This window comes from Tissierellales bacterium (genome assembly GCA_035301805.1).
GTDB lineage: Bacteria > Bacillota > Clostridia > Tissierellales > DATGTQ01 > DATGTQ01.
The window spans coordinates 12,425-26,187 of the sequence record DATGTQ010000188.1; the positions used below are offsets into that span (position 1 = coordinate 12,425).

The 13,763-nt window shown below is 29.6% G+C and carries 10 protein-coding genes, 1 riboswitch and 2 other annotated features; of the genes, 2 read left to right on the forward strand and 8 right to left on the reverse strand.

Annotated features, from left to right (window positions below; all coding sequences use genetic code 11):
* Positions 1 to 39: 39 nt before the first annotated feature.
* The 3 genes from VK071_09500 to VK071_09510 all read right to left on the reverse strand — a co-directional run bounded on the left by VK071_09500 (position 40) and on the right by VK071_09510 (position 4,826).
* Entirely contained in the window at positions 40 to 1,332 is a 1,293-nt protein-coding gene (locus VK071_09500) for a folylpolyglutamate synthase/dihydrofolate synthase family protein (protein HLR35539.1), read from the reverse strand.
* A 20-nt stretch (positions 1,333 to 1,352) separates the two neighbouring features.
* Positions 1,353 to 4,004 (reverse strand): valine--tRNA ligase, encoded by a 2,652-nt coding sequence (locus VK071_09505; GenBank protein HLR35540.1) that lies wholly within the window; start codon positions 4,002 to 4,004, stop codon positions 1,353 to 1,355.
* A gap of 41 nt (positions 4,005 to 4,045) precedes the next feature.
* Positions 4,046 to 4,269, reverse strand: a binding site (T-box leader).
* Positions 4,270 to 4,313: 44 nt separating this feature from the next.
* On the reverse strand, positions 4,314 to 4,826 hold the full coding sequence (locus VK071_09510; GenBank protein HLR35541.1) for a CDP-alcohol phosphatidyltransferase family protein: 513 nt from the start codon (positions 4,824 to 4,826) through the stop codon (positions 4,314 to 4,316).
* Between the two features lie 104 nt (positions 4,827 to 4,930).
* On the opposite strand from VK071_09510, the gene VK071_09515 reads away from it, so the two are divergent.
* The gene (locus tag VK071_09515) at positions 4,931 to 5,944 is read left to right on the forward strand and encodes an ABC transporter substrate-binding protein (protein ID HLR35542.1); all 1,014 of its coding nucleotides are present in this window, start codon (positions 4,931 to 4,933) and stop codon (positions 5,942 to 5,944) included.
* 77 nt (positions 5,945 to 6,021) lie between these two features.
* Here VK071_09515 and trpS read toward each other — a convergent pair whose 3' ends face one another.
* Positions 6,022 to 7,017 carry a tryptophan--tRNA ligase gene (gene trpS, locus VK071_09520; GenBank protein ID HLR35543.1) on the reverse strand — a complete coding sequence of 332 codons (996 nt, stop codon included), beginning with the start codon at positions 7,015 to 7,017 and terminating at the stop codon, positions 6,022 to 6,024.
* Between the two features lie 60 nt (positions 7,018 to 7,077).
* Positions 7,078 to 7,286, reverse strand: a binding site (T-box leader).
* A gap of 225 nt (positions 7,287 to 7,511) precedes the next feature.
* The gene (locus tag VK071_09525) at positions 7,512 to 9,299 is read right to left on the reverse strand and encodes a thioredoxin domain-containing protein (GenBank protein HLR35544.1); all 1,788 of its coding nucleotides are present in this window, start codon (positions 9,297 to 9,299) and stop codon (positions 7,512 to 7,514) included.
* Positions 9,300 to 9,470: 171 nt separating this feature from the next.
* Positions 9,471 to 9,583: riboswitch (cobalamin riboswitch) on the forward strand.
* A gap of 243 nt (positions 9,584 to 9,826) precedes the next feature.
* Here VK071_09525 and VK071_09530 point away from each other — a divergent pair.
* Positions 9,827 to 10,192, forward strand: a complete 366-nt coding sequence (locus tag VK071_09530; protein ID HLR35545.1) for a hypothetical protein — start codon at positions 9,827 to 9,829, stop codon at positions 10,190 to 10,192.
* A gap of 36 nt (positions 10,193 to 10,228) precedes the next feature.
* Here VK071_09530 and VK071_09535 read toward each other — a convergent pair whose 3' ends face one another.
* The 3 genes from VK071_09535 to VK071_09545 all read right to left on the reverse strand — a co-directional run bounded on the left by VK071_09535 (position 10,229) and on the right by VK071_09545 (position 13,549).
* Complete coding sequence (locus VK071_09535) at positions 10,229 to 11,170, reverse strand: alpha/beta hydrolase (GenBank protein ID HLR35546.1); 942 nt, start codon at positions 11,168 to 11,170, stop codon at positions 10,229 to 10,231.
* Positions 11,171 to 11,447: 277 nt separating this feature from the next.
* Positions 11,448 to 11,630, reverse strand: a complete 183-nt coding sequence (locus VK071_09540) for a hypothetical protein (protein ID HLR35547.1) — start codon at positions 11,628 to 11,630, stop codon at positions 11,448 to 11,450.
* A gap of 434 nt (positions 11,631 to 12,064) precedes the next feature.
* Complete coding sequence (locus tag VK071_09545) at positions 12,065 to 13,549, reverse strand: phospholipase D family protein (protein ID HLR35548.1); 1,485 nt, start codon at positions 13,547 to 13,549, stop codon at positions 12,065 to 12,067.
* Positions 13,550 to 13,763: the final 214 nt, after the last annotated feature.

Here is a 13,763-nt window from a genome sequence, read left to right on the forward strand (position 1 = left end):
ATATATAATATATATATTCAAAGAGAGGTTGTTTAAGACCTATTTATTAGTTACAATCTTTCTAACATCTCCAATTAAATATATTGAACCAGCAAATAATATTAAATCATTTTTATTTGCTATTTCAAGAGATTTATCAACAGCATTTTCAATGTTTTCTTCAATAACATAATTATTATTATATTTTTGTATTTTCTTTGCTAATTCTTCGCTCTTCATTTTTCTTGGTATATTAACTTCGGTAATTACTATTTCATCTGCTAAAGGTACAAGGTATTCAATAACATGGTCTACATCCTTATCTTCTAATACTGCTATTCCTAGTATTAGCTTATCATATTCAAAAATACTTAAAGATTTTGACAAGTGTTTTGCACTTTGTGGATTATGGGCTGCATCTATTAAGAAAAGTGGATCTTTTTTTAATACTTCTAATCTTCCATTCCATTTAGTCTTTTCCAGCCCTTTTCTAATTTCATCATCTGTTACTTTTACTAATTCTCTTTGTCTTAACTCTAAAATATTAGTCAATGCTAAGGCAGCATTATAAATTTGAAATTCTCCCAACATATTAATTTTTAAATCCGAATAAAATGCATTTCTATATTTAAAATCAAACATTCCACCTTCATGGGAAACTTTCTTTACTGTCAAATTATCCATATTACATAGAAGGAAATCTGCATTCTTACTGTTAGCTTCATTTTCTAATACTTCTAAAACTTCAGGTTTTTGAGGATAAGACACTACTAATCCATCCTTTTTTATAATTCCAGCCTTCTCATGGGCAATATCCGTAATTGTATTCCCTAAAATATGAGTGTGATCCATGGCTATAGTAGTTATAATACTAGATAGAGATTGTTCTATTACATTAGTAGAATCAATTCTTCCTCCTAAACCTACTTCCAATACTGCAAAGTCAACTTTTTCTTCCTTAAAATATTGAAAAGCTACAGCAGTAATAGTTTCAAAAGTAGTAGGATGCCTAAATCCCATAGACACTATTTTTTCTGTTTTTTCTTTAACTAGCTTAGTATTTCTAGCTAAAGCCTCATTAGATATATCTACTCCATTAATTTGGATTCTTTCATTGAATCTTTCCAAATATGGGGAAGTAAATAATCCTACTTTATAGCCAGCTTCTTTTAAAATATTAGCAGTATAAGATGATATAGATCCTTTGCCATTAGTTCCTGCTATATGAATATAATTAAGATCTTCATGAGGACTATCCATCTCTTTTAATAAAGTATTTATAGTCTCTAATCCTAATTTGGATCCATATTTTTCCGTACTTTTAATATAATCTAAGGCTTCCTTATAATCCATAATTTCCTCCTTATCCTCACCTAAATGTTTTTCTTCATATCCTTTAATCTTTCTAAAACTTTTTCCATCATATTATTATATTTTAACTTTTTAGCTTTTTCTTTATCTACAATGTTTTTGGGAGCTTTATTTACAAAGTTTTTGTTTGATAATTTTCCTTCTACCCTTTTTAATTCAGATTCTAATTTTTCTTTCTCTTTTTCTAATCTCTCTATTTCTTTTTCAAAATCTATTAAATCTTCTAAAGGAAGATAGATTTCTGCTTTTTCCACTACAATTACTACATTATCTTCATCTAAGCACTTATTATTATTTCTAATATCAATTTCTTCTGCATAGGCTAAATTCATAAAATACCTTTTACCATAATCAAGTATTTCCACTATACTTTCATCTTCTGTTACAAATATAACTTTAGACTTTTTAGAAGGTTTAACATTCATTTCTGCCCTTGCATTTCTTATTCCCTTTATGGCTTCCATTATATATTTAAGTCTTCTTTCCGCTTCTTCAAAGCTATATCTTTCGTCATATACTGGCCAATCACTAACAATTAGCTTTTCTTCAATATGAGGTAAGTGATTCCATATTTCTTCAGTTATAAAAGGCATAAATGGGTGGAGAAGTTTTAAAATATTCTTTAGAACCAATAATAATACTTTTTGTGCTACTTCATTAGTTTTAGACCTTTCATCATATAATCTAGGTTTTACAATTTCTATATACCAATCACAATATTCTTCCCATATAAAATCATATATTTTCCGTGCTGCTATACCTATTTCATATTTATTTAAATTATCTGTTACTTCTTTAATAACAGTATTCATTCTTGATAGTATCCATTTATCTTCTTCTTCCAAATCGTCTAAGGATAAATCTTCTTTAACTACTTTTTCATCTAAATTCATCATTACAAATCTTGTAGCATTCCATAACTTATTTGCAAAATTTCTGCTAGCTTCCACTTTATCCATAGAAAAACGTATATCATTTCCTGGCGTATTCCCTGTTATCAAGGTAAACCTTAAAGCATCTGCCCCATATTCATCTATTACTTCTAGAGGATCTATACCATTTCCTAGGGATTTACTCATTTTCATACCTTGCTCATCTAAAATTAAACCTGTTAAAAATACGTCTTTAAATGGTAATTTATCTGTCTGTTCAATGGCAGAAAACACCATCCTTGCAACCCAGAAGAATATAATGTCATAGCCTGTAACTAATGCATTAGTTGGATAAAAGTACTCATATCCTTCCGTTTCTTCTGGCCAACCTAATGTAGAAAATGGCCATAGCGCTGAAGAAAACCAAGTATCTAAAGTATCAGTATCTTGATAAATATTAGAACTATTGCATTTTGTACATTTCTTAGGTTCCTCTTTAGAAACTATTACTTCATTACAATCTTCACAATAATATGCAGGTAATCTATGTCCCCACCATAATTGTCTTGATATACACCAATCTCTTATATTTTCCAACCAGTGAGAATATATCTTTCCAAATCTTTTTGGTATGAAATTTAATTCTCCATTGTTATAAGCTTCAAGTGCTGGCTTTGCTAAAGGTTCCATTTTTACGAACCATTGTTTTGATATAATAGGTTCAATAGTAGTTCCACATCTTTCACAATGTCCAACACTATGTTCATGATCCTCTATCTTCAATAAATAACCTTCTTGCTTTAAATCTTCTACAATTTTTTTCCTAGTTTCATTTCTATTTAGTCCTTTATATTTACCGCCATTTTCATTAACAATAGCCTCATTATCAAATATTTTTAACTGACCTAGATTATGTCTTTCTCCTACTTCAAAGTCGTTAGGATCATGGGACGGAGTTATTTTTAATGCCCCTGTTCCAAATTCCATTTCTACATAATCATCCGCTATAATAGGTATTTCTCTATTAACTAATGGGAGTATTGCACTTTCACCTATTAGTTTCTTATATCTATCATCTTCAGGATGAACAGCTATTGCTAAATCTCCTAACATAGTTTCTGGTCTTGTAGTAGCAATTGTTATATATTCGTCTTCATCCTTAATAGGATATTTTACATACCATAACTTACCTTCCTCATCTTCGTGAATCACTTCAATATCGGACACCGCTGTTTTACAACTAGGGCACCAATTAATTATCCTGTCTCCCCTATAAATTAAATCTTTCTCATAAAGCTCTATAAATACTTCTTCTACTGCATTACTTAAACCTATGTCTAAAGTGAATCTTTCTTTTGTCCAATCACATGAAACTCCTAGCTTTTTAAGCTGATTATTAATATTCCCACCATAAGTTCTAGTCCAATCCCAAGCTTCTTCTAAGAATTTTTCCCTACCTAATTCCTCTTTACGTTTACCCTCTTTTTTTAATTTATCTACTACTCTTGCTTCAGTTGATATACTAGCATGATCAGTTCCTGGTAACCATAAGGCTTCATACCCCTCCATTCTCTTCCACCTAATTAGTATATCTTGAATAGTATTATTTAAAGCATGCCCCAAATGAAGATTACCTGTTACATTTGGTGGTGGCATCATAATAGTATAAGGTTCCCTTTCACGATTTACATTCGCCTCAAAATATCCATTATCGTTCCAAAAAGAATATATTCTTTCTTCAAAATCTTTTGGATCATATGTTTTTGACAAATTTTCTAACATGTTCTTCCTCCTTTGACAATATTAAAACCCTTCATCCTAATTTTAAGGACGAAGGGTTTCCGTGGTACCACCTTATTTTTATAAATATATATTAAATACATTTATACTCTAATTAATATAACGGAATAACCGTTCAAGCCTACCTGCAGTTCAGCTTGAAGACTCAGAAGCTACCTTCAATAAACATTGCCTAAAAAGCCTTTCAGCCTATGGACTTTTTTCTCTAATAGGGTATTTACTTACTCCTCTTCCTCATAGCCTAAATATAAAATTGTTAATCCTTATTATATATAAAAGTACCTTCTTTTGTCAATAGCTCAGTAAGTAATTTGTCAAAGCTATTAAATGCAAAAATACCATTAGGTATAAAAATAAGTTATTAATTGCTGGATTTATATTTAATATTATAAAAAATACAGCTAAATAAAATGAAGCGCTAGCTATTTTACCAAATTTATTTGCTGATACTACTTTTCTATCCTTAAAACAATATAAATAACTTCCTCCTAATAATAGTATGAACTCTTTAATAGCTAATACTAATAAAATCCAAAATGGAATTAATCTCTCACTACTAAGACTTAATAATACAGCAAAAGTAGTTAATTTATCTGCTATTGGGTCAAGAACAGTTCCCAGTCTAGTAATCATATTATATTTTCTTGCTATGTATCCATCTAATATATCAGTAATACCTGCTATAATTAGAATTAAAATTGCATATTTTAATTTATTTTCCCCATAAGTATAGAAGACCCATAAATAAATAGGAACAAGTATTATTCTTGCAGTAGTTAATATATTTGGTATATTCAATTTCATTCTCCTTTCTATATTTAATAATTTTCTAAAGTAACCTTTTAAATGTATAAGAATATAATGTCAATAATGACATTACTTTATTCTAAAAATTCAGGAGGGATCCTATGTCAAAATTTTTTAAATTTAGTTCCCTAATACTAGTATTAACATTATTTATAACTTTTACTTTAACAGGGTGCAAAAAAGATGAATTAAAAACAGTAAGGCTTATAGAAGTTACCCACTCTCTATTTTATACCCCCCAATATATAGCAATAACCCAAGGTTTTTTCGAAGAAGAAGGTTTAAAAATTGAGCTAACAAATGGAAAGGGTGCTGATAAATGTATGACTGCTTTACTTAGTGGTGAAGCTGATATTGCCTTTATGGGACCTGAAGCTTCTGTATATGTCTATAATCAAGGTAGAGATGACTATGCAATTAATTTTGCCCAACTTACCCAAAAAGATGGTTCTTTTTTAGTTGCTAGAGAACCAGACCCAGATTTTACTTTTGACAAACTTAAAGATAAAACTATTATAGGTGGTAGAAAAGGCGGAATGCCTGAAATGACTTTAGAATATGTATTAAAAAATAATGGCCTTGATTTAGAAAATGATGTAGATGTAAGAACAGATGTTCAGTTTGATGTAATGGCGGGAGCTTTTATAGGAGGGGAAGGAGATTATGTAACATTATTTGAACCTATAGCGGCTAGTTTAGAAAAAGAAGGTAAAGGCTACGTTGTAGCTTCTATTGGAAAAGAGGCTGGATACATTCCTTATACATGCTATTGCACAACTAAAGATTACATGGAAGATGAAGATGAAATAGTTCAGAGTTTTACAAATGCTATCTATAAAGCTATGCTTTGGGTAGAAAGCCATAGCGTTGAAGAAATCGCAGAAGCTCTAGAACCACAATTTCCAGATACAGATAAAGAATTACTTATTGCTCTCTTGGAAAGATATAAAGAACAAGATACATGGAAACCAGACCTAATACTTACAGAAGAAGGATTAGATCATATGATGGATATAATGGAATTAGCAGGTGAACTAGATAAAAGAGCAGACTATGATGAAATAGTCACCACTAAATTCGCAAAAGAAGCCATGAAAAATATAAAACCAGATTAACCTGTAAACCACTATGAGCCAAAAGACGGTCCTAAGTGACTCACTTACTGAGTCAGTAAGGACCGTCCTTAGGTGATTCATCTTGGGATGAATCCAACCTTTTTATAAACTTTTCTTAATGTTTTTATAGCTGCTCTTTCTGCTTTTTCTGCTCCTTGTTTATATATTTCTTCTAAATAATCTTTGTTTTTCATATAATAATCGTGTTTTTCTTGAATAGGCCTTAGTCCTTCTATTATTACTTCTGCTAAATCTCCTTTAAACTTTCCATATCCACTACCCTGGTATTTACTTTCAATTTCTTTAGCAGTTTCCCCAGTAAAGGCAGAATAAATATTTATTAAGTTTTTAATCCCTGGTTGCTCATCTCTATATCTTATTTCTCCATAAGAGTCAGTTATTGCTCTTTTCATTTTTCTATTTATAACATCTGGTTTATCTAATAAAAGTATATAACCATTGTCATTATCATCAGATTTAGACATTTTAGCTTCTGGGTTTTGGAGGCTCATTATTCTTGCTCCAACCTTTTTAATTAATGGTTCTGGCACTCTAAATGTATCGCTATATTTATTATTAAACCTTTCAGCTAAATCTCTAGCCAATTCTACATGTTGTTTTTGGTCTTCTCCTACTGGTACACAGTCTGCTTGATATAAAAGAATATCTGAAGCCATAAGTACAGGGTAAGTAAATAATCCTGCATTTATATTTTCTTCATTTTTTTGGGACTTTTCTTTAAACTGAGTCATTCTACTTAACTGTCCCATATAAGATATAGTATTTAATACCCAACCAAGTTCTACATGGGCACTTACATGAGATTGAATGAATATAGTAGATTTTTCTGGATCTAACCCACAAGCCAGATATAAGGCTAATAAATTCAAGGTATTTTTTCTTAAATCCTTTGGTACTTGAGGAACAGTTATAGCATGAAGATCTACTATAGAATAAAAACATTTATATTCATCTTGAAAATCGATCCAGTTTCTAATGGCCCCTATATAATTGCCAATTGTTGATGCCCCAGATGGTTGCACTCCACTAAATATTACTTTTTTATTTCCCATTTTAAATCCTCCCTCTTTAAATTACTCTATCGATAAAATAAAAAACCTTTCATCTCAAAATTTAGAGACGAAAGGTTCGTTTCCGCGGTACCACTCTAGTTGGCTTAAAAGCCACTTCTACCCTTTAACGATGATAAGTCGTAAAATCCTACTTAAGTTCAGACTTTCACTCCCAAGTCCATTCAATATAAGAGTATCACTAGGTTCTCACTTTTCCTAGCTCACTATAGACCTTTCTTATATTTACTACTCTTAGTCATGGTTTTAAATATTCTATTAATATACATTATATACAAAAATCTATAATTGTAAATAGCTATTTACCCTAAAGTTTCTCATCTTATCACAAATCTTTCACTGTAACATGCTTTAAAAGTTATCTTCTAACCTATCCTCTAACCTATGGAAACCTGTTTTGAAAATATTATAATCATTTTTAAAACTTTAACTGCCTACCATATTAAATCACATATCCATATTAAAATGAAGCATAATTAAAGATACATATTTGCCATAACCATATATACGTGACCTAATGGGCCATTATTTATATCTCTACCAAAAGTATATATTATTTCTTCCACCCTATCTATAAACTCCCTATTACTAGTTATATTGTATAATTTTATCATGTTTAAAGCTGCAATAGAATTTCCAGAAGGAGTAGCCCCATCATAGGCATCCTTAGGCCTTAATACTAATTCCTCTGAAATATTACTATAATAAAATAACCCTCCTCTCTTTTCATCCCAAAATAAATTTAGCATGTCATCATTAAGTTTTTCTCCAATTTTTAAATAAACTAAATCTTTTGTAACATTATAAAGCACTAGTAAACCATAAATAAAAAATGTATAATCTTCTAACAACCCATAGTTATAACTTTCACCATCTACATAGGTAGATAGCAATCTTCCATCTTTATCTATAGAATTAGTTATTATAAAATCGGCTGCCTTCTTAGCTTTATTTATATAATCTTCATTCCCAAATACTTTTCCCCCATAGGCTAAAGCACTAATCATAATACCATTCCAAGAAGTTAATATCTTTTCATCCCTATGAGGATAGATTCTTTTCTCCCTATATGAAAACAATTTCTGTCTCAGCTCTTCCAAATGTCTTTTATCTTTATCATCAATAGATTCAATATCATATCCAATTAAATTAGGTAGGTTTTTACCTTCAAAATTTCCTTCTTTAGTTATATCATAATGATTACAATAAAATTCTCCATCTTCCTTACCTAATACATCAATAATTTCATCATAATTAAATACATAAAACTTGCCCTCTTCTCCTTCTGTTTCTGCATCTAATGCAGAGAAAAAAGCCCCTTCTTTAGAAATCATTTCCCTAATTACAAAATCAAATATTTTTTCTGCTACCTCTTTGTAAAGTAGTTCTTTCGTAAGTTCATAAGCTTTAATATAAGTTATAGCCAATAATCCATTATCATAAAGCATTTTTTCAAAATGAGGAACTAACCATTTTTCATCTACTGAATATCTACAAAACCCATAACCTATATGGTCAAATATACCACCTTTATATATGCTTTCTAAGGTGTTCTTGGCCATTTTTTTGGCTTCTTCATCATCATACTTATGACCATATTCTAAAAGAAAAAGAATATATTGAGGCATAGGAAATTTTGGTCTATATCCAAAACCTCCATTCCTTTTATCAAATATACTTAATAGTCCTTCCTTAGTATCCTTAAATATATCTTCCTTCACATCTCCACTAGAATAAGAAATAAAATGTTCCTTGACTTTTTCAGTAATATTACTACTTTCTATCATTAATTTTTCTTTATCTATTCTCCATATTTCTGCCGACTTTTCCAATAGCTCTATTAGGCCATTAAGTTGTCCTTTAGATCTTTTGGGAAAATAGGTTCCTACAAAAAAAGGTTTAGTATCAGGAGTCAATAATAAATTTAATGGCCAACCACCACTACCAGTAATAGCATCAGAAAAAGTCATATAAACTTTATCAATATCTGGCTTTTCTTCTCTATCCACTTTAATAGGGACAAAATACTTATTTAATATTTCTCCTACTTCTTCATCTTGAAAAGATTCTCTATTCATATTATGGCACCATCTACAAGTAGAGTAGCCAATACTTAAAAAAATTAGCTTATCCTCTTCCCTTGCTTTATTTAAGGCCTCTTTTCCCCAAGGATACCATTGCACTGGATTATAAGCATGTTGAAGAAGATATGGTGATTTTTCATTTATTAATTTATTCGGGGCTTTATTATTCTCTATATTCATAAACTCAAATCCTTTCTCTTCCATTTATAATGTATTTTACCCATAATAATGGATATATATGCTAAAACCCATATTATATATCATTTATAAATTAGTATACTAGATACCAATATTTAGTTGTTTCTAATATTGACAACAACATTTTATATAATGCAATAAAGTCAAATAATCATAATAAAATATTCTATCGATTGCGTAAGCATTAATAGGGAACAAGGTGAGAGTCCTTAACATCCCCGCTACTGTAAAAGCTACGATAACCTATTCGTATCAATGAAACATAATGTTTTGGCTAAAATATTTAAAAAACTTCAACAAAAAGGAGTCACTATAGTAATGGTTACCCACGATATTGAATTTTGTGCTGAATACTTTGATAAATCTGCCATGCTATTTGATGGGACTGTTATTTCACAAGGTACTCCTAGGGAACTTTTTAGTGTCAATAGCTTTTATACTACAGCTTCCAACCGAATGTCTAAACATTTATTTAAAAATGCAATAATATGTGAGGATGTGATTCAGCTATGCCCACAAAATATGATCCAGAACGCTATAGGTTATCCCATAAAAAACGAACTATTTTATCGGCCTTTATAATATTTATTATTATTTCTATTACTATATTTATAGGAATAAAGTATCTAAATGATAAATTATACAAACTTATAGGTCTACTTATAATCCTTTACACTATGTTACCTTTTTTCATGGGCTTTGAAAAAAGACGTCCAAAGGCTAGAGAGTTAGTAATAATAGCCGTACTTTATGTATCAGTGGTACCTTATGACACGGTTCACAGCCTAGACACAGCATTCTTCATGTTTGTATTTGGAGAAAAAATGATAAGTAAAATGGAAAAAGTGAAGATTAAATATAGATTATATGTTTAGTAAATAAAAAATCTCATGCTATTCACATGAGATTTTTTATTTCTCTAAAGCAGTATCAATAAACTTATACAATCTATCTATATATTCTTCTCTATTATTCTTAAAACTTTCACCATGCCCCGCATTTTCTGCCAGGTACACATCCTTTAACCCCTTATTCTTTGAATTAAACAACTCTTTACACATGGAAACAGGTACAAGCTCATCCTTTTTACCATGAATAAACATTATTGGTGTAGTAACATTTTTTACAGACTCTTTAGGAGAAACATCACTGTATTTAAAATCAGATTTTATTTTTGTTGCTAAACTTGCATAAAAAGCGAAAAAGCGTGATGGTATAGTCAGATCTCCCTTATCTGCAACATAAATAAATTCATCTTTTAAATCAGAATATGCACAATCGGATACATAAAATTTTACATTTTTAGAATCCTCATTAATTTCCGAGTGTAAAAGAGCAGTTGCTGCCCCCATAGATCTACCGTGAACTCCAAGATTTCCACCAGGATTTCTCTTAGCTATATATTCTACCCATTCATCCAAGTCGTATTTTTCAAAATGACCAAAAGTTGTATCCTCTCCCCCACTTTCACCATTATTTCTTGAATCATATAGCAACACATTAAAATTTTTTTCTAAGTAAACCCTAGCTGTAGAAAGCATACTTCTTCTAGTTCTCATTAGTCCATGTACTAATATCACTGTATCTTTAGTTTCTTTTGGATTTTTTATATATGTGCCACTTAATTTATAACCTTGTTTTGTCTCTATATTAACATTCTCTTCTTTATATAATCTATTTTTATTTGTATTTAATACTTCAGACACTAGTTGATTACCCTCAGGCTTTACCCCTCGTCTTAAACACATTTGTTTATGACAAAATCCTCCTATAGATAATCCTATGAAGTTAACTATCATAAAAGCTATTAAAAAAAAAGTTAGAAAAACTTTTAATTTAGATTTATTCTTCATAAACACATCTCCCTTACATAAAGCTTAGCTTGGGTAATTTTTATTTTACCTAGGCAGTCAATATTTAAATAATATCTTGCACTAAAAGTTTTCCCTTGATTTTTATTTTAAGTCTTTCAGTTTTAGGCAATGAAAACATATATATGCTATATATTATTTTTATTCATATTGCACCTATTTAAGCAAGTCTAATGTTCCAATTATAGTATATGGTCCCTTATTATTGAAATATCTAACTAAAAAATTCAATTTTAATTTTAACTATACTATATATTATTTAGAATAGTATTCTAGTATCATCACTAGTCAAAATAGAGATATGCTTATAAATATTCTCTGCTGAAATCTCTTCAAAAATATTTTTGTGAATAGACTCTGCTGCTACTATAGATGATGTAGTAAAAATAAAAATTAGTAATATGAATATAATACTCAGTTTAAACTTTTTCTTATTTAACATTTTATTTCCCCCTTTATGTTTTATAAAATTACATCAAGATAAAGGTGAAATATCCGTCAAGACTTGTAATTCCCTAAGAATTTCTCAGCAACAAACTACATAATTCTTATATTATTATTCCATTGATATATTACTTTCTACACATTTAAACTGCTAAATCTCAATAAAAGAATTAATAAATTTTCTATCTCAAAATTATTTGTGAACGCTAAAGTTTATATAAGTTAACCCTCTCTTATGTCTTTTTCTACTTATTTATGCTTCAGCAAGAACACTTAAAAAGACAAGTCTTTCGACTCGTCTTTAATATATTTATTTAATACACTTATTTAATTATTCCTTTTCCAGTACCATCAATTAAAATTCCATTTTTAAATGCAATTTTCCTCATTTACTTGTCCCTTATGTTAAATTTTCCTAATAGTCCATAGGCATTATATCATAAAATCAAAAAAATATGCTAGTATAGATAAAAACTTTATTATAATCATTTTTAGGACTGTAGGCTTTTTTGCTTCTATATTTGGATCTTCTATATATGAATAATCTTTCCCCACCATTAAACTTTGATCAATTTGATTTTTAATTTCTTCTTTAAAATGTTCCGCAAATTCTTCACCATCAATAACAACCATAGTTTCTGTACTTAAATAGGCACTTCTCCCATCTACATTAAAAGAACCTACCAGACTAACTCGCTCATCAAAAATATAGGATTTAGCATGTATAGACTCGGTCCCCTGGTATTCATACAAATTTATTCCCGCATCTACTACATCTTTTCGTCGCAGCATAGTCCCAGCCGTACCCATAAGATTAGGATTGGTTGTAAGGGAGTTAGTTAATATATCTGCCTTTTCCGGCAAATCATTTTTAATGTTAATATGTTTTAGCATTTTATTAGTTGGTACAATGTATGGGCTTTGAATAAATATTGATTTCTCAGCTGCCTTTCCTAGATTTGTAATATCATACCAACACCAAGGTTCTTTATTAAACCTTTCAATAGGATTATGTATCAAAGTAACTTTATTAGTCGGATAAGAGATTTCTCTCCAATCAAAAGGATGATTAAACATTTCTTCTTCTGTTTCTTTTAATTTACTAATATAATTTTTTAACCATTTAGCTTTTTCTTCTCCTTTTTTCTTTTGTCCTTTTCTAATCCTTTTTAAAGGCAATTTTGAAAATTTACAGTTCCATGTTTTATTAAAATACTCTTTCATTTCTCCAATAACACTATTAGATATATTTTCTTTCTTTGTGTTTAATATAACTACATCTCTATCATTTGTAACAAGTTCACCATTTTCTTCTTTAGTAAAATATCTATCTCCTATATTTCTACCACCAATCATAGCCAGTTCATTATCTACAATAATAATTTTATCATGAAGCCTATTGTTCCATGTCCATGGTTTAAACACATTTAAAGGTTCATATAATTTAAGTTGAATATTTGGATGATTATAACAGACATAGATAATATCTTTCATATCATCTTTTAAATTATGAAATATTCCATCTAGTAGAACCCTGACCTTTACACCTTTATCGGCAGCATTTATAATAGAACCCCAAAATATATCAGCAGATACACCTTTTTCTATTGTATAGTAAGATATATCTATAGTTTCCTGAGCATTTTCAATAAGGTTAATTCGAGCAAGTCCAGATTCATATCTATCCTCTACTAATGCAACTCTATCTTGACCAAGTCCTTTTCCCCAGAACCTATCAACTGGGTGAGTCTCTCTATAATTGCTTACATTATGCTTATAAAAAGCGAAAATTACTACTCCAAAAATAAAAGCATATAATATATATATTTTAATAATAACTGGTATTAATTGTATCATCTTTTTAACCTTACCTAGTATTTTACTATTTTTAATACTTTCTTTAATATAAATACCCATTGTCTTTTATATACGCCTCTTTCAATTAATAATTTATATTCTATTATATTGGAATCTAATTCAACTATGAACTTATTAGATAAGATATAAGAATTGCTGTTATTTATCTGCTAAGTTAAAAGCCCTAGCTGTTTGATAAAAGGCATCTTCTGGATCCCTTAGTGCCATGACCATCCTTGGGAACTCCCCATGACCTGCATAAATTAAAAAACTA

Coding starts and splice junctions, on each gene's coding strand:
- VK071_09500 (HLR35539.1), bottom strand. CDS start 1,332: ATGGATTATAAGGAAGCCTTAGATTATATTAAAAGTACGGAAAAATAT.
- VK071_09505 (HLR35540.1), bottom strand. CDS start 4,004: ATGTTAGAAAATTTGTCAAAAACATATGATCCAAAAGATTTTGAAGAA.
- VK071_09510 (HLR35541.1), bottom strand. CDS start 4,826: ATGAAATTGAATATACCAAATATATTAACTACTGCAAGAATAATACTT.
- VK071_09515 (HLR35542.1), top strand. CDS start 4,931: ATGTCAAAATTTTTTAAATTTAGTTCCCTAATACTAGTATTAACATTA.
- trpS (HLR35543.1), bottom strand. CDS start 7,017: ATGGGAAATAAAAAAGTAATATTTAGTGGAGTGCAACCATCTGGGGCA.
- VK071_09525 (HLR35544.1), bottom strand. CDS start 9,299: ATGAATATAGAGAATAATAAAGCCCCGAATAAATTAATAAATGAAAAA.
- VK071_09530 (HLR35545.1), top strand. CDS start 9,827: ATGCCCACAAAATATGATCCAGAACGCTATAGGTTATCCCATAAAAAA.
- VK071_09535 (HLR35546.1), bottom strand. CDS start 11,170: ATGAAGAATAAATCTAAATTAAAAGTTTTTCTAACTTTTTTTTTAATA.
- VK071_09540 (HLR35547.1), bottom strand. CDS start 11,630: ATGTTAAATAAGAAAAAGTTTAAACTGAGTATTATATTCATATTACTA.
- VK071_09545 (HLR35548.1), bottom strand. CDS start 13,549: ATGGGTATTTATATTAAAGAAAGTATTAAAAATAGTAAAATACTAGGT.